The sequence below is a fragment of the Streptomyces sp. NPDC048361 genome (assembly GCF_040651795.1).
Classification (GTDB): Bacteria; Actinomycetota; Actinomycetes; order Streptomycetales; family Streptomycetaceae; genus Streptomyces.
This window is the reverse complement of record NZ_JBEZKW010000067.1, coordinates 14945-35234: the sequence shown is the minus strand read 5'-3', so window position 1 is coordinate 35234 and position 20290 is coordinate 14945. Positions and strand designations below refer to the sequence as shown.

Here is a 20290-nt window from a genome sequence, read left to right as displayed (position 1 = left end):
AAAGGCTCGGTTGGTGTTTTTGCTGGTCAGCGTTGTTTTGCCTGTTCAGTGCGGTGGGGTTAGTGGCTACGGGTGGGGCGTCTGTGTTGTTCGGCGAGGTGGTCGAGTTGTACCGCTTCGAGGGCGGTTTTGGTGAGGCGTTCGGTGCCGTCGTGGATGGCGGTGATGGCTGCTTGGCGGATGAGGCGGGTGAGGGATCCGATGCGGCCGGCGGTGCGCTGGTGGAGGTAGGCGGCGTGACGGGGGAGGGCGCCGGGTTTGTGGTGGGTGAGGTCGAGGGCGTTCTCGATGTCGGTGATGACGTCGCGGAAGGGTTGGCGGGTGCCGTGGCGGGCGGGGAGTGGGCCGCAGGTGATGAGGGTGGCGCGTCCGGCGAGCTGGGCGCCGCGGGTGCCGCTGAACAGGGGTGTGTCGGTGACGTTGATGCCGGCGTAGACGAACGTGGCGGGCAGGCGTTCGGTGAGGTCTTTGAGCAGGTCGGCGGCCTGGGCACCGGTGGTGGTGCGGGGGTTGAGGCGGTGGATCTCGTCGATGAGGACGAGTTGGACGCCGGCTTGGGTGTAGGTGTGGCAGACGGCGTCGGTGATCTGGGTCTGGGTCATGCGGGCGGCCACGGGGATGCCGAGGTAGCGGGCGAATTCGGTGATGAGGGTTTTCGCGGTGGCGCCGGGCGGGACGAGGACGTACGCCACGGGCGCCGCGCCGTGGGCTGATCCGGGCGGCGGCAGGTTCTTGCGGGTGTGGGCGAGGTGGCAGGTGCGGCCGACGTTGAGCAGGGCGGTGGTTTTCCCGGCTGCGGCGGGTCCGGTGACGATCAGGGAGGGCCGTGCGGTGGTGGTCTGGTGGCGGCCGAGGATCATCAGGGTGCGGACCTGGGCGGCGAGTTGGCTGATGGCGGGGGTGCGGATGGTGACGAACGCGGAGTGGTAGGCGAGGCGTTCTTCCGTGCTGCGGGGCGGGCCGCCGGGTCGGGGAGGTGCGGGCGGGTCGGTGGTGGCGAAGCGGTGCCAGCCTTGCCAGGTGGTCAGGGGCCAGGACGGCTCGGCCGTGTTGCCGCTGCCTGCGTCGGCGGGTGCGCTGGACGGTTGGTGCGCTGCGGGGCGGGGGCGGGTGTTCACCACTTGTCGGCTTCCTCGTATGCGTCGTAGAGCCCGAATCCGGTGGCCGCGGCGGGGCGGGTGTCGTCCTCGGGGAGGTCGTCGAGGTCGTCGATGCTCCCGTCCTCGCCGTGGTGCGCCGGCTCGCCGGTGATGGGGCCGGTGCCGTATCGCGGGTGCCGTGCGGCGGGAACCGGCAGCGTGGTGGCGCGGGCCAGGAGGGCTTGTTCGGTGGTGGTGGCGTGGCCGCTGTGGACGCGGCGCATGAGCTGGTCGAGGGCGTCGGCCAGGTCGGCCTCATGCTGCTGGCTGTCGTCGTGGTTGTTGTGGTGGGCGTGGGTGCGGATGTGCTGCCAGGTGTGGTCGTTGAACGGCTGGTGGACGTGGTCGCGGTGGATCCAGGGGATTTCGGTGAGCTCGCCGTCGGGCAGGCGGATCCAGATCTGGCGCACGTCGTGGGGGTTGTAGTGGATTTCCCATTTCCCGCCTCGGCCGGCGACGGGGGAGGGCTGGCCGCGGTACGGGGCGAGGAGATCGTGGTCGTAGGTGCGGTGGTGGATGGTGATGCCGGCGGGGGTGATGGCCTGCCAGCGCACGGGCAGCAGCTCGAGGTAGTCGCGGCCGGTCAGCGGGACGGGGACGTGCCCGGCGACGGCGACGAGCGCGGCCCACATCTGGTTCGGCGTGAGGGCCTTTCTCGGCATCATCGGGTGACGCAGGCCTTCGTGGGGCCGGTGGTGATAGTGCACCAGCCACTCATCAAGCAGGTCCTGGAGCTGGGCGACGCTGTAGCAGGCGTCTTTCTCGGTGTCGGGGCCGCGGCGGGTGACGTCGGAGCCGGTGTAGCCGGGCAGGTGCTGGCAGAACAGGGCGTTGATGGTGCCGAAGGTCCGCTCCACGATGCCTTTGGCGGTGGGGGCGCGGGGCGGGGCGGGCTGGACGCTGATGCCGAGGTGTTCGCAGGCGGCGGTGAACGCGGCGGAGACGAAGACTTTGCCGCGGTCGACGACGATCGTCTCGGGCAGGGCGACGGGCCGGGCCGCCGCGCCGGCCAGCCGCTCGTCGAGTGCGGCCAGCCGCTGGTGGGGGAGTGCGGGGGCGTGGTCCATGCGCAGGATGTCCGGCCAGGTCGGCCGGGCGGGGTGGGGGACGGCCATCTCCGCCAGCAGCAGGGCCGCATCCACGGCTTTGGTCGCGCTCGGGCACAGGACGGCGGCGAGGATGGCGCGGGTGGCGACGTCGATGGCGATGGTGAGTTCGGGCCGGGCCAGGCGCCCGTCGTCGAAGAGGGCGAGGACGTCCAGGCGGGTGGTATCGACCTGGACCTGCTCGCCGGGCCGCAGCGCAGTGGCGGGGGTGAAGGCCCGCCCGTCCACGCTCGCGGGCACCTGCCTCACGGGCCCGGAGGGCAGTTCACCGGGCCGGGCGAGATTGGTGACGAGCCGGTACAGCGTGGCCTGCGACGGCGCGGGCACCGTGCCGGGGCCGTGCCGGTCCTCCAGGATCTGGTTGATCAGCGGGAACAGGCCGTTGATGGTGCCGCGGGAGCGGGAGCGGCCGCGGCGGCGGCGCAGCGCCTCGCGGACGGCGGCGACGACCCGCTCGTCAGCCCGCCCGGTGGGGCTGGAAGCGCGCGTGGTGCGGTGGTCCAGAAGCCCCCACAGGCCCTGCTTGCGATAGGCGAGCCGCATGCGCTGCACCGTGGTGCGCGACACCCGGCCGAAGCCGAGCGCGGTCAGCTCCTCGGCCTTGGCCTGCTCCCGCTCGGCCAGCGTGTGCCGCTCGGGGTCGTACTGCTCCCGCACCGTCCCTTCGGGGCCAGGCCCGCCAGGCAGGCCGCATTCGACTTCCCGCACGTGCCGCTGCCACGCCAGTGCTTTCTCCCGCGCTGCGGCGGGGGCGGTCTCGAACAGTCCCCACTGCGGGGCGGCCTGGGGTGCGTCGGCCCCGATGACGGTGAAGCCGGGGTCGGCGAACAGGTGCCCGGCGAGCACGGCCTCACCGCCGCCGTCCGGGCCGACGAGGTGGATGTCCTGCCCGGAAAGGGCGACCACTTGCCACTTCACGCCGCGGAAGCGGACGTGAGTACCGACCTTCACGGCCGGCCGGGCATTGCGCCGCGCGCTCATCCGGCATCTCCCGTCTCGGGGCCGCTCCAGCCTCGCGGGCCGACGGGGACGCGTTCGTGCAGGGGCGTCTCCAGGCCGGCCGTCAGCTGGCCGTGCCACAGGGCGTGGAAGACGCACGGGAGGACCTCGATCGGGTCGCCGATTGCTTCTGCGCCCTCGATCAGCGGCCGCGGCCGCGTGAACGCCTCGATGACCGCCGCCATCAGGCCCAGGCGGCCGGCGTTGCGGGGGTGGCGGTAACCGGCCAGCCATTTCAGGTTGGCGGCCAGGACGTCGTCGAGCGGTGGGAGGCGCCGGTAGGTCCAGCCGATGTGCGCGCACGCCTGCGCCACCGCTTGGGCGGCTTTCACTACCCGCTCGCCGCCGGCCTCCGGATGGCTGGGGCAGTCGGCGAGCAGCGCGGTGCCGTCGGCACGGCGGGCGAAGAGCTGCGGCACCCAGGAACGCACCTGCCCGCGGGGATTACGCCACAGCAGCCGCACGGGCCGCCCCGCCAGGCCCGTCACGTCCGGGTCGCGGTCCAGGACCATCAGCTGGACACGCATCGCGTTCGACCCCGCGGCTACGTGCCGCCCGGTGGTAGCCGACCACCACAGGCCCGGACCCCAGCGGCGTCCCGGGACCACCGGGAACGCCGATACCGGCGGCAGTTCCTCGAACGCCACGGTCATGGCGGCATCCGCCCACCGCTGCTGGACCGCCTGCCCCACCGGGTCGAGGAACACCGCCTCGAACCCGCTGCCCTGGTCCACGGCCGCTCGCCCTGCCAGGCTCCTGGGCCGGGCCGCTCCTGTACTGGTCACCCGCGCCAGCCAAACCGCTCCCGCCGGCAGACGCCGCCGCTTTCAGTATTTCTGCCACGAACGAGTGCCGTATCAGCTAACAGCCGACCTGCCCGTCGGCGCATCGCTCTCAGCCGTCGTTCTCCTGCCTGCCCGCCGTCAGCATCTGGCTGAGCACCTCAACGGGCATGTCCACCCACCGGGCCACCTCCTCAAGCGGCACCCCGCCGTTCACCGCCGCCACCGCGGTCCGTTTCCAGGCGTTCTCGATCAGGCCGGCACTGTGACCGAGCCCGCACAGCAGCCGCCGGGCGACCTCGGCGGTCGGCCCGGTCTTCACCCCGCGCAGCTGCAGCAGCTGCTCCTCGGCGCTGTCGACAGCGCTGGTGATCAGCCTGCGCTGCTCGGCGGGCACCGCAGCCCGCCACATCGTCCCCGAACCGGGCGCCTTCTTCTCCTTGCGCAGTACCCGCAGTTGGCCGGCCATGGTCGAGCTCTGGTGTTCCTGGCGCAGCCACCACGGGTCATTGTCGTACCCGGGCGGCCCGCCAGCACCGCGGCGAACGCGGATGACGCTGCCCATCCACGCGATGAGCGGCCCGCCGTGGTCCGTCGCGGCCAGCGGCCCCAGCCATCCCCGCCCCAGCCGCTCACCGAGCCGGCGGCAGAACATCCCGTCGGCGGGAAGCGCCCGCGGCCGCCCGGCACCGCTGTCGGCCCACACCAGCTCGGCCATGGCCGGGTCCAGCAGCGCGTCGGCCACCGCCACCACCTCCGGGAAGACGACCGCGTCCCGCCCCACGATCCGCCACCCCTCCAGATCACCACCCGCATCCCCGCCCGCGACCTGGTGCAGGCGCCGCGGCCAGATCGTCTCCCGCTCCCACTGCAGGGCCTGCTCCCACCACCGGGCCACCACCGCCTGCGCCAGCGCGAACACCCGCTCCGGCTCGGCACCGGCCCGCACCGCCCGCCGCGCCACCGAGGCCCACCGCCGCTGCGCCGCCACCACCTCCGGCAGGCCACGCAGGTCGAGGTGCTCCAGCGGCTGGTCGGCGTCCGCGTCCAGCAGCCACCGCCCATGCCGAACACACGCCCGCTCCCACCGCGGCGCGTACCGGACCACCCGCACGGCCGTCCCCGTACGCCGGGCCGTGCACAGGCGGCAGCCGAACGCCACCGGCCCGGCGACCGTGCCGCCGGTCCGCCACGCCGCCGCCGGCACCCCGTTCTTTCCGGCCGACAGCTTGGCGTCCTGCTGTCCCCAGGACGGCAACGCCCGCGCCAGCATGTCTTCCTCGACGCCGCACAGGCTTGCTAGCAGCTGCCGTCCGGCTGCGTTCAGCAGTACCTCGGCGTCGGCCCGGGCGCCCCCACCGTCGTGTCCTGGCGGGTAGTTGCGCCACTGCCAGTACGACCGCAACGCTTTCGCTTCCATCCCGTAGCGGCTTGCGATACGGCAGATCAGCGACGAGGTCGTCTCCCCCTGCAGAGGAGCGGTCCGCAAAAGGCCGGGATGATGGGTCACTCCACCACGGTCTCGTGTTCGCCGATCCGGACGGGGCGATTTCGCAGTAGCCGTCCGGTCCTCGGCCCGTCGTCTGATTACTTCCCCGGGCCGTGGCCCTCCCTCTCGACTCGGACGTCGTTCAGCGGCCCCTCAACGTTCGCCACCTGGCTCCACCCGCTTGACCAGCGGCGCGTGACGTCTCGAACCCCAGTTGCGTGGGTGGCGGTAGCTGGCAATCCACCGCAGATTCGCCGCCACTGCTGGAGGTGGCTCGGCTTCTGGCGGGCCGGGTGCCGAACGGCGGCCCTTGACGATCACAGGCCGTATTTCACGCGCCCTACGCGAACCCCGCCTCCTACGATCACCTGGTACGACTGCTGGAGAGGTGGGAAATGCTTGAGGACGGGACTGCAGCAGCGACGCGGCTCGAGGGAGGCGCGCCGCTTCATGGCACGCTTGATGTCGCCGACCCCGGTGACTGGCTCGCGCTGGACGCAGGAGTGCGTGAAGTGGCCTGGCACCGCCCGAAGTTCCTGCCGAGGCGGGAGCACTCCGCCCCCCTGCCCGCAGACCTGACTCAGCTCGGCGAGTCTCAGCTCGCCCTCGCCCTCTGTCACCGCGACGGCAGGATCCGTCAGGAGGCGGTGCGTCAGTCGGTCCGACACCCCGGGCTGCTGCCGTTGGTCGTGATCCGCTGCGCCGATTGGGTCGGCCCGGTGCGCGAGCACGCCCGGCAGCTGCTGCGCGAGGCCATGAACGTGGACTCTGCCCTCGACCTCGCGCCGCTCATCCTCCGCGTCGGCCGCCGAGACAGAGGTGCCTTCGGCGTCGATGTGCTCGGCCAGATCCTGCGCCAGGCAACCTGCGGGCAGCTCGCTGTTCTCTTCTCCGACCCCGACCGCATCGTCCGGCGGTTCGCGTACCGGCTTGCCATCGAGGGCCAACTGCTCGATCCCGCTGAGCTGGCCCGCGCGGCCGCCGGGGACCAGGACACCGTGGTCCAGGACCTGTGCGCCACAGCGGCGCTCACGGCTCTGGGGGATGAGGGTGCCTACGAGGATGTACTGCCTCCACTGCTGTCCGCACGCAACCCGCGTACCCGTTCGGCCGGCGTCACCGCGCTGAGACGGGCGGGGCGGTCAGAGCAGGCCCAGCCGTTTCTCAGAGACCGTTCCGCGCTCGTGCGTGCTTGTGCCCGGTATGTCGTACGACAGCAGGGAGGCGACCCGGCGGCTTGGTACCGGGAGCGGTGCACGGTAGCGGACGACCCCGAATTGCCGCCAGGTGCGGTCATCGGGTTGGCCGAATGCGGGAACCGCGCGGACGCCGGGCTGCTGCGGCCGCTGCTCGTGCACCCGTCGGCCGGGGTACGGGCGCGAGCGGTGGCAGGGCTGCGGGCACTGGACTGCGTTGATGTGAAGCAGTTGCGGCCGCTCCTCGACGACCCTGCCGCCGGTGTCGTCCGCGAGGCCGCCGCCGCCCTGCTGCCCTCGGCCAAGGAACTGCCCGCCGACTGGCTATCGGAGCGCACCAGTTCCGAGCGGCCGCGGCACGTCCGCGTCGGCGCATTCCGGCTGCTCGACACGTGTGGCGGCATCGTGGCGCTACGGGCGGCGGTCGGTCTGCTCGAGGACCCGGACATGAAGCTGCGCACCTGGGCCGCCCAATCAGTGCAGCGCTGGCATCCGTCGCCGGACGGGCGGCGCGGCGACGCGGAGGTGGGTGAACTTCTCGACCGGAGCCAACATCTCTTCAGCGACTACATACTGCGCCGACGCAAGTGGGAAGCCGGGCTGGACATCGCAGGCGCCGGGCTCGCCGCCCCGTGAAAGTTCAGTAGTCGAGGTCGAGGTAGTCGATGTCGTTGAGGGTGACATCGGAGAGACCCAGAGCGCGGCTGCCGCCATCCTGGAAGTAGGTCTCTTTCAACCCTTCGGCGATGATCTGGCGCATCTGCTGGTCGCTGGCACCGGTGTTGCGGGCGTCGAAGAGGCGTTGCGCGTACGCCGGGGGGAGATGCACGGTGAGTCGGCGGAAGCGTCCGTCGTCGGTGGTGCCGATGGGCGCGGTGTACCCGAAGCGGGCCCTCGTCTCCACGGTGATCCCGGTCGCGGTGGCGGCCTGTTTCTGCCGGCGTTTGCGGACCTGGGGCTGCCAGCGCTGCCGGACCGCGTCGTTGATCTTGGCGGCGACGTCGGGGCGGGCGTGTTTGCGGGCGCCGCGCCGGTAGCGGTTGACGGAGTCGGCGGTGACGCCGATCTCGCGTGCGACGGCCTTCGCGCTGCCCAACTGCCGGATCAGGTAGCCGATCTGACTCTTCAGCGTCTTCGGCGGCTGGCGGGTGAATGCCTCCCGGTCGGCGCGTTCGATCGCGTCGTCGATCTCGCCCACCGGTTACTCTCCTTCGTCCAGGACGGCGTCGCCGCCCTTGATGTGCCGTGCCGGGTTGAGTCCCTGCTCCATCAGGCCGACCGCCCACAGCATTGTCTGGACACCTTCCAGCTTCGCCAGGCCCGGCGTGGGCCCGAGGCGGAACCCGCCGGGCTGCGGCTTACCGGACGCGGCGTACGGCAGGAAGTCCAGCGGGCTGTCGCCGGGGCTGGGGTAGACGACGCAGTCGGAGAGGACGGCGAGCGGGTACAAGCCCGTCATCTCCGCCATCTTGAACAGCTTGCGGTGCATGTTGATGCGGGCCTTGCTGATGACGGCGGCGCGGATGTCGGGGCGCCAGGTCGGCCGCTGAAGCGCCGGCCACCGCTCGCCCTCCTTGTACTTCTTGCCTTGGGGGCGCTCGCGGAACTTGCCGATGCCGCCCTTGACGGTGGCCTTGATGGCGGCGAGGACGGCCGCCATCGCGGGGTCGGCGTCCTTGTGGCGCTCCATCGCGGCGAGGAAGACGCGGTCGTCCAGGTCCTTGGTGACGCCGAGGTCGGCGAGGGTGTCGACGTACGCCTGCTTGAGCCGGTCGTGCCACGGGTCCAGGTACGCGCCGGTCTCCCGGCGCAGGTACCCCTCGATCGGGGCGACGTTGTGGCCGAGTTCCTGGGCGTAGGCGACGGTGTGTGTCTGGTACCAGGCAGGCCCGGTCGGCCGGGTGCCGTCCGGTGTGAACGGCGAGGGCAGGCGCGGGTCCACCTCGACGTGGGAGAGGTCGACCAGCCAGGAGCCGGGGATCTTCGGGTTGAACGCCGGGGCGTGGAAGTGGTCGGGCTCCGACAGCCCGACGACCAGGCGGGCCGCGGCGGCGAGGAAGGCGGTGTTGAGGTCCAGGCCGACCGCGTACGGCAGCGTGCACTCCTCATCGCTCAACAGGTCCACCGGCCGCACCCACTGATACGCCTCCTCGTTGAGGAAGCCGCCGCTCCAGCCGCTGTCGACGACGACGGGGTGTTCGGGGGTGGCTTCCGGCGGCGCCGGGTCCATCGGCTCCGTTCCGAGTGAACCGGGGTTGTGGCCGGGCACCCAGTTCCCCGTCTGCGGGTCCTTCACCGCGCGGGTGGGCGGGCGCAGCGCGGTCATCAACTCCAGCCCGGACACGGCGGTGGAGCCGCGCGGGGTGATGACCCGAGTCGCGTACACGCCCAGGACGCGGGCGATGTCGGCCGGCTCCATCTCCGCAACGCCGGGCCAGGACCGCTCGTCCAGGGCATCCCACGACAGGACCGCCAGCTGCACGCACTGCCGCTCGCGGCCCTGGACCTTGCGGTAAATCCTTGCCCACGGGCCGAACCCGCGCTGGGTGAGCCGCCACTTCGCCTTCACCACTTCCTTGACCACCGGGTGGTCCTCGGGCAGGCGCAGGGAACGGCGCTGCTCGTGGCCCTCCAAGCGCTCGGGCAGTCCGAGCTTCACGGCGGCCGCCGCGGTGAGGACGATCAGCGGGTCGCTGTCCTTGCCGTTGCGGTGCAGGCGCGGCGCACCGAGCCCGGACTCGCGCAGCGTCCACTCCACCAGCTCCACCACGCTTGTCGCCGGGCAGTCGAGCACGATCCCACCGACGCCGTACGCGGCCCCGTCGCCGTCCAGGACCGCAAGCGGACCGTGCGGGAAACGCGGATCGGCTGCCGGCTGCGCCGCCTTCGCCGCGGCCGGACGGCGCGATGCCACGGCCGGCCGGGCGGCGGGACGCGCGGGCCCCGCTGCCGGGGCGGCGGGAGTCTGCGGGGCGTCTGCCGTCTCCACCGCGGACGCAGCTGGTCCGGCCGCCGCCGCCGATGCGGCTGGCTGCGATCTCTCGGTTTTGTGACAGTGGAGTGAGAGACAGCGTGGCTTGGGGGTGTTGGTGCTGGTCGGGGGTTGTTTCGGGGCTGTGGGGTCACTGTTCTGGAGGTGAGAGTTCCACGGGGCATCGCTGTGGTGGAGCGTTATCGCGGGAGGGGTGATGCTGTCTCAGTTTCGTGAGTTCTGATCCGCTGGCCGATGGGTGTTGGTGTGCTCAGGGGTGTGGATCAGGGAGAGCAGGATCCGGACCCGGTAGGGGCGGGTGGTGGTTCGAGTGGGGCTTTGCCGGCTGTGTCGGTTCGAGCGTTGCGAGGGCCGGCGGTGCGCCGTCTGCTGGCCCTGCGGCGGGAGGGGAAGCTCACCACCACGCGGGTGAGGTCGGCGGCGGACGTGTTGGGGGTGCGGGAGCGTGCGGTGTGGCGGTGGCTGGCGTCTGCGGAGCGGGACGAGGCTGCGGCCCGGGCACAGGGGGAGCGGGCTGCGTATCCCGGGCGGTTCACGGTTACGGATGAGGTTCGGGCTCTGCTGGGGCTGTGGAAGGGGAACGTCGCGGCGGTGCATCGTGAGCTGACCGCTCGCGCGGTCAGGGGTGAGGGGGAGCCGCCTCCGTCGATTCCGACGCTGCACCGTGCGATCCGCCGGGACCTGACGCCGGGGGAGCGGGCCGGGCTCGCGGGAGGGGAGCGGGCGGCGCGCAAGCACGATGTGTTCCTGGCCCGGCCGCGGGGTTGGCGCAACCAGGCATGGGAGAGCGACCACATGCAGGTCCCGGTGCTGGTCGACGTCGACGGCACCGCCCGCAGGCCGTGGATCACCTGGTTCACCGACTGCGCGACGAACGCGATCACGGGTGTCGCGGTCACGCCGGGGGATCCGTCGCGGGAGTCGGTGCTTTCCGCGCTGCGCTCCGCGGTCCTGCGCGAGGAGCCTTACGGCCCGTTCGGTGGCCTGCAGGAGAAGGTGCGTGTGGACCGCGGCAAGGACTTCCTGTCCAGGACGGTGACCGCCGTGTTCGATCTCCTGGACGTGACGGTGGAGGACCTGCCCGCCTACACCCCCCACCTCAAGGGCACCGTGGAGGGACTCAACCGGGCGGTGGAGAGTATGTTCCTGGCCGCGCTGCCCGGCTACGCCCGCCAGCCGCGGCCCGGTAAACGGGCTTCCCGCCCTAAGGACGAAGTGCTGCTCGGCTTCGAGGACTTCACCGGCCGGCTGCTGGTCTGGACTTCGTGGTGGAACACCGAGCATCACCCCGCGCCCTTGCGGGGAAAGACTCCGCTTGAGGCGTGGCAGGAGGATCCGACCCCGCTGCGGGACGTGCCCGCGGCAGATCTGTGGACGTTCACCCTGGAGGACGCCGGCACTCGCTCGCTGACCACCCGCGGAGTCCGCTTCAGAAAACGCGACTATGTGGGGCCGTGGATGACTGGCCAGGCCGGGATCCAGGTCCGGGTCCGCTTCATGCCCCACCACGACCACCGCATCGAGGTCTACCACGCGGCCACCGGCCGCTACCTCGGTCCTGCGGACCTGGCCGATCAGGCCACCGAGGAACAGGTCAGCGCCGTACGAAGAGCGCGGGCCGCTCGCTCCCGCCGTCTGAAGAAGGACCTGGAGGCTTCCCAGCGCGAGCGCTACGCCGCCGTGAACCAGCCCGAGGCGCCCCGGCGGCTCGGCGCGCTGACCACCGTGCAGGCCGAAGCCGAACTCGCCCAGGCCGCCGGCACCGACCTGTCGGATCTGGCGATGCCGGACCTCATTCCCCCCGCGGCGCCCCCGGACGACTGGCGTACCCCGCCTTCCCTCGTCACCCGGACCGCGCCCGGCCGGCCTCCTCCCGTTCCGTCCGAACCTGCCCCCGGGCGCCCGCCCGGACTGGCTGAACAGACCACTGAAGACGGAGATGCCTCGTGACCGCGGCCACCTACCAGTACGTCGACCTGCCCGATGCGTCGGTGGTCACCACCCGGGCCCTGCTCACCGCCCGGGACAACATCACAGACACCGTCGCCGCCCGCGCGATGATGTGCATCCACGGCGGCGCCGGCTTCGGCAAGACCCTCGCCGTCAACATCTGCTGCGCGCACTCGAACCGCACGAGGACGTCCGCAAGATCACCTTCCGGGCCCGGCCCACCGCCCGCGCGGTGCGCTACGAGTTGTTCACCGCGCTCGACCTGGCCGGTGAACCGCCGCGCCACCCCAGCGAGTTCGACCGCCTGCTGAAAACCGCGCTGGCCGAACGCCCCCGTACCTTCCTCGTCGACGAGGCCCAGTGGCTCAACGGGGAGGCGTTCGAATACTTCCGCTACCTGTGGGACGAACCCTCAACCCAGCTCGCGGTCATCTTCGTCGGCGGCGAGGGCTGCCACACCGTGCTGCGCCGCGAACCGATGCTGTCCTCCCGCATCTTCATCTGGCAGCACTTCACCCGCCTCACCCCCGGCGAGGTCCTCGAGGCCATTCCCCTGTTCCACCCCATCTGGGCCGGTGCCGACCCCGACGACATCACCTTCGCCGACCAGCACGCCGCACATGGCAACTTCCGCGCCTGGGCCCAGCTGACCGCCCACACCCGCATCGCGCTGGCCCGTACCGGCCGTCCGTGTGTCGACCGGGACCTGCTGCGGTGGGCTTTCAGCCGGCTGGGCGGGGCGGCATGACGGGCTCCGCGGGGGAGGGGCGGTATCTGCCCCGGGTGGGAAGCGGACAGACCCGTATGACGGGAGATGAGGGCCGTGGGCCTGTTGGACCCGATCAATCCCCTCGGTGAGAGCGGCATCGATGTTCTGGTGTGCGGAGCCGTCTGTTCCCGGCGCCCGGATCCCGGGACGCTGCGCACCGAGGGCCGTCCGCCCTGCACTGTGGTCCTGGACCGCGAAGACGACGTGCGCTTCACCCGGACCGCTCTTGCCTCGCACACTCCGGCGGCCGGCCGGATCGTGGTCCACCCCACCGTCGCCTCGGGTGACCGGCTGCTGTGGCATGACATTCTCTGGGCGCTGGGTACACGATGCGCGGCCCGCCTGTCCCGGGAAGAGGGGGAACGTGCCGTCCGCACCGCCCTGGACGCCACGGGCCCCTGCCAGGTGACGGTCCTGCGCGCTCACAGGATCGGGCCCGGTCTGTGGGCAGACCTGGTTCACCTGCACCGCACCACCTGTGCGGACCTGGTGCTCGTGCACCACGCCGAACTGCCTGACGGTCTCGCACATTTGCTGCGTCACTGCGATTACCGCATCGTCGACACCTTCGCCGGGATGGCGCAGCTGCACCCGCCGGCAACCGTGTCCCCAAGGCCCTGACCTGGGGGAGCGGCCGAGGCGCTGTGACGTCATGCAATGAAACAACGATTCGTTGTTTCATTGCGCACTGCGATAGGATGGCTGCATGACAGCTGATGCTCAGGACACCTCCCGCAGGAGACTGTCCGTGCTCGCGGAGGATCCCACCGCCGCCTGGGCTCCGGCGCACCGTCTGGAGCAGGACGCGGCACTGCTGGGGCGACTGCTGATGGCCGCAGCCAACCATCAGCAAAGCGCCGGGCAGCACCCGGACGTGGCAGCCGATGATGTCGGCGCTGGGCTGCGCCTGTTCGAGGACATGCGCGGGGCGTTGGACCGGCTGGAGACCCAGGTGGTCATCGAGGCCCGCCGCCGCGGCATGGACTGGCGGCAGATCGCCCAGCATCAGGGCCTGAACTCCTCCCAGGCCGCCTCGCAGCGTTACCAGCGCCTGATGACCCGTCTTGAAGAAATCCGCCAGGGCGTCCGGTAAGGGAGCAGAGCAGAAGATGACGGACCAGCCACAGGAGTTGTTCACCGCCGTCGATGCGTTGCTCGCCGCCGTCGATGACGGCAGTGTGCTGCCCTCTCCGGACGAACGGGTCAGGCTGCGGGAGGCTGCCGGGCTGACCCAGGCTGCTGTTGCGCAGGCCCTCGGGGCGCGGGTTCCCAGCATTGAGGCATGGGAGGCAGGCCGCGCCGAACCGAAAGCCGAGCGCCTTGAGGCCTACCGCAGACTGCTCGAAGGCCTTGCCCGGCGCTATCCCGCGCCCGCTGCGCCGTCCGGCAGCAAAGACGCTGCCTCCCAGCCGCAGCCGGACAAAGGCGCCGGCGCACCGGTCGCGCCGCCGACGCTGCCGGCCTCGGCCGCGGCACCGTCCCGCCCGGCAGCGGGCAGCAGCAGGAGACAGCCGTCGGGACGTTCGGGGGTAAAGAGGGCCGTCCTCGTCGAGGACACGGCCGCGGCCATGGATCCGCGGTTTGCGAACGGGCCGCTGGCGGTCGTCGACGTCGACGCCGAGGGCCAGGTGCTGGCGTACTGCGTCGGCGGCCTGGTCCTGGACGTGCCCGCCAAGTCCCTGCCAGCCCTGGTGGAGTGGACGTTGCGTGAGGCGAAGCTCGGGGCGCCGAAGCTGTCCGGGCCGGGCAAGGACGCCGACCCGCTGATCGTGCTGACCGGGGCCGCGCTGGAGCGCTACGGCCTGCCCGTGGCCCTCACCGACGAAGAGCGGCTCGCCGGGCGGATCCCGGAGGGTCACAAGGTCATCAAGCAGCTGGTCCGCGCGGAGTGGCAGCTGACCAAGCGCGGGTTCGGGCCGTGGGCGCGGATCTACCGCCCCGCCAAGGGTTCGGAGCGGGCCTGCGTGCAGCTGTGCATCCCGTCGTGGCAGGCGCTGGACACCCGGCACTGGGGCGAGGCCGGGCAGCTTCCGACGGCGGAACTCGCCCGTGTCCTGGGCGTGTACGCGTCCCGGGTGATGACGCCGCGCGGGTCGACCGCGGTGACCGGGCTGGAGCTGATGACCGCGCTGCACCCGCCGACCCGCGCCTCCGAGCCGGACGCCGACGGTAAGCGGCACTCCGAGCGCAACCCCGGCTCGCTGGGCAAGGACCCGGTCGACCCGGCGCCGTGCGAGGCCCCCGACGGACACCCCCTCCTGGCGGACCTGCCGCGCTTCCACGTCCGCGGCCCCGGGGAGAAGCTGTTCGAGGAGGCGTACGACTGGGCACGCTCGCTCACCGACGCCGAATGCCTGCACCGCAACCTGGTCGGCATCGACGTGAACATGGCCTTCGCCGCCGGAGCCAACGGCCTGGTCGTCGGCCTGGGCGAGCCGACGCACGTCAAGCAACCGGTGTTCGACCCGAAGCTCCCGGGGAGCTGGCTGGTCGACCTGTCCCATGTCGACCTGTCGAGAGTGAAGACCGCCAAGGACACGTGGGCGGACCTGGACGGCTCGCTGCTGCCCAGCCCGTTCACGCCGAAGGGCGACCGTCCGGAGGGGCCGGCTTGGTATGCGACGCCGACGGTGGCGTACGCGGTGGAGCTGGGCTACGAGGTGCGCCCGGCCGAGGCGTATGTCCGGTACGAGAACGGGCGTTACCTGGACGGCTGGTACAACCGGCTGCGTGACGCCTACCTTGCCACAATGGCCGACCTCGGTGTCGACGCTGGCCTCGCTCCGGCCGACTTCCTGGCGGCGATGGACGGCTACAAGGCCCGCGACCCGGAGCTGGCGATCGTCACCACAGCGATCAAGGCGACTGTCAAGGGTGGCATCGGCAAGCTCCGCGAGCGGCCCCGCGGCGAAGGGTGGCGGCCGGGCGAGCCATGGCGCGCCCTGTCCCGCCCTACCTGGCGGCCCGATATCCGTGCGGCGGTCATCTCCCGCACCCGGATCAACCTGCACCGCAAGATCGTGAAGCATGCGGCGTTCACCGGGCAGTACCCGGTCGCGGTCCTCTCGGACTGCGTCGTCTACGCGGCTGACGGTCCCTCGCCGCTGGACTTCCTGCCCTACCGGGACGGTAAGCCGCTGCCCGGCGGGTTCAAGCTCGGCGTCAACCCGGGCCTGGTCAAGCACGAGGGCACTCAGAGCGTGTTGTGGGGCGAGGAGGTCCGCGAGCGGTTCGACGCGCCGGAGCTGAACCTCGCCCGGTACATCAAGGACGGCACCGTCACCGACGTCGACAACGGAGAGTAGGAGAAGGCGACGATGAGCCTGTTCGGGGACGGCCTGGACGCCGCGGTGCAGAAGGCGTTCACCCGCCCGGCGCCCAAGTCCGCGGGCGCGCAGATGCGGTACTTGGTCAAGCAGCTGGGGGGCACCAGGGCGGTCGCCCAGCTGCTGGGGATCTCCCAGCGCACCGTCGAGCGGTATGTCAAAGGCCAGATCAAAAAGCCCCGTCCGGACCTCGGCACGCGCCTGGAGCGCGAGGTGAAGAAGCGGTGGCAGCCGCAGATCCGGGCCAAGGCCCGCGAGAAGGCGGCCAGCACCGGCGGCATCGTCATCGACACCCGGGCCCGCATGGGCTATACCGCGCCGATCGGGTCGACGGACCAGGACCGCATCCGGCACCTGACCGTCGCCCTGCCGCCCCGCTACGCCGCCCGCCTCTTCGAGGCCCAGGAGGCCGGTGCCAGCGACCGCGAGCTCAAGGAGATCGCGGCCGAAGCGCTCAAGGAGGTGTACTTCCAGGACGGCGGCCGCCGCGCCGGAAGCCTTGAGGAGGTGCGGTTCACGGACGTGGAGCACTTGGAGTTCGACCTGTAGCAGCCGCCCGTCCATCGTCCAGGAGCTCTCCTGTGATCCGGCTACCCGACCACATCTCCGGCCACCGCGAGCCCGGTGACCGAGGCGGCCAGCGGGGTGCCGTCGACTTATAGCTCCCGGGAGGGAGGGGTACAGAGCGCAAAGCGCCCTGAGGCCGACGCCAAGACGGCAAGCCCGAACCGGCCGGCACGCCGTCGGCCGTACACCGGAGCCACGAGCCTCGACAGGCATCCCTCCTCGTTGGAGGGAACTCGACGACGCATGCCCACAGCTGTGCGGTGGAGCTGGATAGCGTCCTGTCCGGCTGTTTGCGAGCATTCACACCATGCCCGCCTCGTGAGCATGGCGATGCCGCGGTCCGTTGGGGCACCGGGGCATCACTCCCTGCGGGGCGCCTTGCGTACTCGTCAGCGTCGGGGCGGGAGTTGGATCGCGCCGAGCCATGCGGTGAGGGCGAGCTTCGCCAAGTCGGTGGCCAACGCGCTCTCGCCGAGGCAGAAGCAGACGATCGACGCGGCGACGGCCGTGTTGCCGAGCCAGAAGAAACCGGCCCGGCTGTAGGCGCGGAGCGCTCGGGCGGCCTCGGCGCGCTTGGCTCGGCGGCGAGCGCGCCGCAGTTGCTTGGCCATGAGCTTCTGGCGGGCGATCTCGCGCTCGGCGGCCGTGATGAGGGCGTCGTAGGCGGGGAGCTCCGGGGTGTGGCCGCCGGGCTGGGGGATGCTCGTCATCGGGGTTGTCCTTGGTGTGGTGTGGCAGGTCCCGTCGCCCGGGGTTCTCCAGGCTGGCCGGGCGGTCGGTGCCGGTCCGTTGCGGTCCGGTACAGACACCACGAGGGCCGGAGACCTTGTGTTGGGTCCCCGGCCCAATTCGTGTCGCAACTAGTCAGACCCCCCGTGGCTGGCTCGTTGCGAGCGACATCACCGCGCGTCGCGGATATCCGTTGGCTGGGCAGTCCCTCCATGCCCGGCCCATGCCAGCCTGCGCTCGTTGCGGGTCGTGCCGCCTTGCCTCAATGCCAACCACAGCTGCTGGACTGGGATGGCGACACTGATCGCCACCCCGTCCTTGAGTCGTGCAAGTGCCCTGGCGAGAGTCACTACGACTCCCGCGCACCAGAGCTTGAACCTGTCCACCATGAGCGAACCCTTCACCTAGTCCGGCCTCCGGAAAGAGCGGGGAACTGTCCCGCCCCCTGGGCGCGCGGACCACCAGAGCTGGTGTGCCGCGCACCCTAGGGGCGTTGTTCGCCGTTAGTCCGCGACCGCGAGGCCGAGCCGCGCCAGGGCGCCTTCCGTCCGGAGCTTCCGCCGCGCCCGCCAAACCGCCTGCCGGACGTTAGATGCCGTCATCTCTCCGTCAAGCTCCGACATGGCCGCCGCAACCTCATTGGCGCTCAAACCGTCGAACTTCGTCAGGACGAACGCCGTCAACTCCTGCTCGGTCAGTTCGGACCGCAAGCTCTCGACGTACCGATTCATCTGCTGGCGCTTATCGACCCCGAGATCACCGAACGCGTGGTCCTGCTGCACCAGGGACATGTCCTCGCCCGCACTGATCTCGTGCTTGCGAGTCCTGGCCAGCTGACGGTAGTAGTCGATCGCCTCATTGCTCGCGACCCGCATAAAGTAAGTCCGGACGTTGTCGACCGGCCCGTTCTTCAACGTGTTGTATACCTTCAACAGCGCCGCGTTAAAGACGATGCGCGGCCCGAAGCCATCCAGGCGTCCGATCACCCGTCCCGCATAGCGACGCAGATCCGCCTGATGGGCAATCACATACGCCCACTGCTCCCTGGACTCGGGCGGCAGCCCCTCCTCGGAGCCGAGAGCCCCAAGCACCTCAGACGGAGGGCTTTGATGGGGGACCCTCACCCCTGGGATCTTCTTCTTCACGCTCGGGTTGTCCCTCTCAAATCGTCGACGGATGACGGGCGGCTCCGCCGCGGACAGGAAGTGCGAGAACCGATCCGGGCCCGTACACACCACACGCGCTGGGACCTTTACGTGTTAGCAAGCAGAGTTGTGACCCGCATCACACCCTTCGGGCCGGTCCCGGCGAGCCTGCCGATCACGCTCTTGGACGCCCCCGTGGCGGACTGAGCACTAAAAGTCCACGCAGCCGCGGACCACGGGCCACGGCCCCTGGCCTTCTCCGTCACCGCAGGTCAGGGCGGCCACACACTTGCCTTCGAGAGCGGGATGTCCCGCATCCGCGTGCCCCGCAAAGCCCTGGAAAACCACGGACCCGGCCCTTCGCCGTGCTGGCCGACTGCTCCCGCGCCATCCGTAGCCACCTGCGGCGCCGACACCTCCATGCACGCGACAGCCGGACAGAGGTGAGGGAGCGTCGGGCCCAGGGTGGGCGGCCGCGCAGTTCTCCGGCTCGACGGGCGCGGCGCCGGAAAGGGTGGAGGGGGCCGTGGAGGGCCCTCCGCGGCCCCTCACGTACTTCCGTGCGCGCCGGCCTCAATCGCCGCTACTGCGACTCGACGTGTCACAGCCGTCACTGGCGCCGCGGCCAGCGCGGCTCGGCGGCTTTGATGGCTCAGGAGTTTTCCGCGCGGCCGTTGCCTCGGGCAGCGCCTAACGCTGTATGGGGCTTGCGTGGATGGTGGGCAGCGCTGGTTGGTGAAGACCAGGACGAAGGCAGTCGGTGAGGTCTGGCCCGGATATCTTCAGGGGGCCTGTGGCTGGGTGGTTGAGTCCTGGCGGTTAGGCTCGGGTTGGCCCCGGCCCTCCTGATTCAGGACAGGACGCGGAGGGGTCCGTGCAGGTCGGCATCCACCCCGAGTCCGGCCTGTACAGCGAGGCGCTCCGGGCCCGCCCCAAACCAGTCCGGGGCGTCTCCCTGCTCCGGCCGGATCCCGAGAGGCCCCTCAATCCGCGCCCGGCCACCGGCTATCCCCATTCGAGTCCGAGCTCGGCAAGCGCGGCACTGTCCAGGGGCGGTTTTTCTGGTCAGTAGGTCGTGGTTTGGCCTGGGCTGATCAGTTTGGTTTCTGGTGGTGGTAGTGCTTCAAGCCCTGGTGCGACGGCTGGGTGGCAGGGGAGATGAGCGCGTGGGCTGCGTGCTGAGCTGCCACTTGGTCAGGTCGAGTGAGCATTGGTCAGCTGTGGTCAGTTTGCCCGAGTGGTGATCAGTTTCGTTGAGTGTTCTTATGCGCTGGTTGTGGTGTTGATGTTGGCTCTGTACGGGGCGGTGTCCATGCCTCGTGGAGTTCAGTCGCGGAGCGGACCGGGGCTGCGGTCAACGTCGTGATGTACCTCGAGGCCGTTGGAATCACGGCTAGGCTCGCCCCGCAAACTGAGGCAGTTCTCGCTGTGGCAGTACACCAACCGGCAAGGTACGGAGCGCAGATGGATGTGGGATCGGTGCTCGGGAGCATAGGCCGAGCGGCGGCCGGGGCGGGCCGACTGGTGTGGGCAGTGGCAACCGCACCGACCACGGGAACCGAGGATGACGTCCACTCCAAGATCGACAGTCTTGAGGAGAAGATTGAGAACGAGGTGCCGGAGGAGCTGCGGGACCGGGCATGGGGTCTGGTTCTGAACGCGCTGTACTGGGTTCCCCAGGAGATCGATCAGCTGGTGGAGGGACGACAGAAGCCCGATGACGATGAGACCGAGGGTCCGTCGGCCAGGTACTGATGCCGGGAACCGGCGAGCCTGAAGGGCAGGTGTGCCGATCCGATGCTGGTGCGTGCGGAGAGCTGCGTGCGGCGGATGGCTCAGGTGATCGCGGCGGAGGATGCAGACGGCGGTCGTGCGTGCGCAGGGCAGGAAGAAGTCGGCGGAACTGGGGCCGGCGGAGACGAACGGCATGGCAGGACGGCACTCAGTCTGGAACCTGGCCTCTGCCGGGCAGAAGCTCTGGCCGACGGCAACCGAACTACTCCCCGCCCGAAAGCCAGGACTGGAGCTAAGGCAGTGATGGCCGGGTTCGGTCCGCACGGCGTCGCGGTGACGGACCGGACCGCCGCCAGTTCTACCCCGA

General features: G+C 70.7%; 16 protein-coding genes and 1 pseudogene. 9 read left to right on the top strand and 8 right to left on the bottom strand.

The window, feature by feature from the left end:
- Positions 1 to 59 precede the first annotated feature (59 nt).
- From AB0D31_RS29180 to AB0D31_RS29165, 4 genes are all read right to left on the bottom strand, one after another.
- Entirely contained in the window at positions 60 to 1028 is a 969-nt protein-coding gene (locus tag AB0D31_RS29180; protein ID WP_362728630.1) for an ATP-binding protein, read from the bottom strand.
- A gap of 86 nt (positions 1029 to 1114) precedes the next feature.
- Positions 1115 to 3226 carry a Mu transposase C-terminal domain-containing protein gene (locus AB0D31_RS29175; protein ID WP_362728625.1) on the bottom strand — a complete coding sequence of 704 codons (2112 nt, stop codon included), beginning with the start codon at positions 3224 to 3226 and terminating at the stop codon, positions 1115 to 1117.
- A complete protein-coding gene (locus tag AB0D31_RS29170; protein ID WP_362728623.1) occupies positions 3223 to 4029 on the bottom strand; it encodes a TnsA-like heteromeric transposase endonuclease subunit in 807 nt (268 codons plus the stop codon). Before AB0D31_RS29170 ends, AB0D31_RS29175 begins: the two co-directional genes overlap by 4 nt.
- Positions 4030 to 4138: 109 nt before the next feature.
- A complete protein-coding gene (locus AB0D31_RS29165; RefSeq protein WP_362728621.1) occupies positions 4139 to 5536 on the bottom strand; it encodes a DNA-binding protein in 1398 nt (465 codons plus the stop codon).
- Positions 5537 to 6027: 491 nt separating this feature from the next.
- Here AB0D31_RS29165 and AB0D31_RS29160 point away from each other — a divergent pair, with 491 nt between their 5' ends.
- Entirely contained in the window at positions 6028 to 7347 is a 1320-nt protein-coding gene (locus tag AB0D31_RS29160; RefSeq protein ID WP_362728628.1) for a hypothetical protein, read from the top strand.
- A 4-nt stretch (positions 7348 to 7351) separates the two neighbouring features.
- Here AB0D31_RS29160 and AB0D31_RS29155 read toward each other — a convergent pair whose 3' ends face one another.
- Together AB0D31_RS29155 and AB0D31_RS29150 are read right to left on the bottom strand one after the other, a co-directional pair.
- Complete coding sequence (locus AB0D31_RS29155) at positions 7352 to 7909, bottom strand: XRE family transcriptional regulator (RefSeq protein WP_362728619.1); 558 nt, start codon at positions 7907 to 7909, stop codon at positions 7352 to 7354.
- Between the two features lie 3 nt (positions 7910 to 7912).
- Positions 7913 to 9700 carry a transcriptional regulator gene (locus AB0D31_RS29150; protein WP_362728617.1) on the bottom strand — a complete coding sequence of 596 codons (1788 nt, stop codon included), beginning with the start codon at positions 9698 to 9700 and terminating at the stop codon, positions 7913 to 7915.
- 594 nt (positions 9701 to 10294) lie between these two features.
- Here AB0D31_RS29150 and AB0D31_RS29145 point away from each other — a divergent pair.
- From AB0D31_RS29145 to AB0D31_RS29120, 6 genes are all read left to right on the top strand, one after another.
- Entirely contained in the window at positions 10295 to 11653 is a 1359-nt protein-coding gene (locus AB0D31_RS29145; RefSeq protein ID WP_362728615.1) for a transposase family protein, read from the top strand.
- Positions 11654 to 11765: 112 nt separating this feature from the next.
- Complete coding sequence (locus AB0D31_RS29140) at positions 11766 to 12401, top strand: ATP-binding protein (protein WP_362728613.1); 636 nt, start codon at positions 11766 to 11768, stop codon at positions 12399 to 12401.
- A gap of 75 nt (positions 12402 to 12476) precedes the next feature.
- On the top strand, positions 12477 to 13043 hold the full coding sequence (locus AB0D31_RS29135) for a hypothetical protein (RefSeq protein ID WP_362728611.1): 567 nt from the start codon (positions 12477 to 12479) through the stop codon (positions 13041 to 13043).
- A 127-nt stretch (positions 13044 to 13170) separates the two neighbouring features.
- A complete protein-coding gene (locus AB0D31_RS29130; protein ID WP_362728609.1) occupies positions 13171 to 13515 on the top strand; it encodes a hypothetical protein in 345 nt (114 codons plus the stop codon).
- Positions 13516 to 13531: 16 nt separating this feature from the next.
- Positions 13532 to 15727 (top strand): helix-turn-helix transcriptional regulator, encoded by a 2196-nt coding sequence (locus AB0D31_RS29125; protein ID WP_362728607.1) that lies wholly within the window; start codon positions 13532 to 13534, stop codon positions 15725 to 15727.
- A gap of 12 nt (positions 15728 to 15739) precedes the next feature.
- Positions 15740 to 16297, top strand: a complete 558-nt coding sequence (locus AB0D31_RS29120; protein WP_362728605.1) for an XRE family transcriptional regulator — start codon at positions 15740 to 15742, stop codon at positions 16295 to 16297.
- A gap of 407 nt (positions 16298 to 16704) precedes the next feature.
- Here AB0D31_RS29120 and AB0D31_RS29115 read toward each other — a convergent pair whose 3' ends face one another.
- Both AB0D31_RS29115 and AB0D31_RS29110 read right to left on the bottom strand, forming a co-directional pair.
- The gene (locus AB0D31_RS29115) at positions 16705 to 17025 is read right to left on the bottom strand and encodes a hypothetical protein (protein WP_362728603.1); all 321 of its coding nucleotides are present in this window, start codon (positions 17023 to 17025) and stop codon (positions 16705 to 16707) included.
- Positions 17026 to 17547: 522 nt separating this feature from the next.
- On the bottom strand, positions 17548 to 18189 hold the full coding sequence (locus AB0D31_RS29110) for a sigma-70 family RNA polymerase sigma factor (protein ID WP_362728601.1): 642 nt from the start codon (positions 18187 to 18189) through the stop codon (positions 17548 to 17550).
- A 164-nt stretch (positions 18190 to 18353) separates the two neighbouring features.
- Between AB0D31_RS29110 and AB0D31_RS29105 the strand changes: the two are divergent.
- Positions 18354 to 18614, top strand: a pseudogene (locus tag AB0D31_RS29105) (IS5/IS1182 family transposase); the annotation flags it as partial.
- 937 nt (positions 18615 to 19551) lie between these two features.
- Complete coding sequence (locus AB0D31_RS29100; RefSeq protein WP_362728599.1) at positions 19552 to 19944, top strand: hypothetical protein; 393 nt, start codon at positions 19552 to 19554, stop codon at positions 19942 to 19944.
- Positions 19945 to 20290: the final 346 nt, after the last annotated feature.

Excerpts from the sequence above, each read along its gene's own strand:
- AB0D31_RS29115 (WP_362728603.1), bottom strand. The coding sequence starts at position 17,025 with ATGACGAGCATCCCCCAGCCCGGCGGCCACACCCCGGAGCTCCCCGCC.
- AB0D31_RS29125 (WP_362728607.1), top strand. The coding sequence starts at position 13,532 with ATGACGGACCAGCCACAGGAGTTGTTCACCGCCGTCGATGCGTTGCTC.
- AB0D31_RS29120 (WP_362728605.1), top strand. The coding sequence starts at position 15,740 with ATGAGCCTGTTCGGGGACGGCCTGGACGCCGCGGTGCAGAAGGCGTTC.
- AB0D31_RS29175 (WP_362728625.1), bottom strand. The coding sequence starts at position 3,226 with ATGAGCGCGCGGCGCAATGCCCGGCCGGCCGTGAAGGTCGGTACTCAC.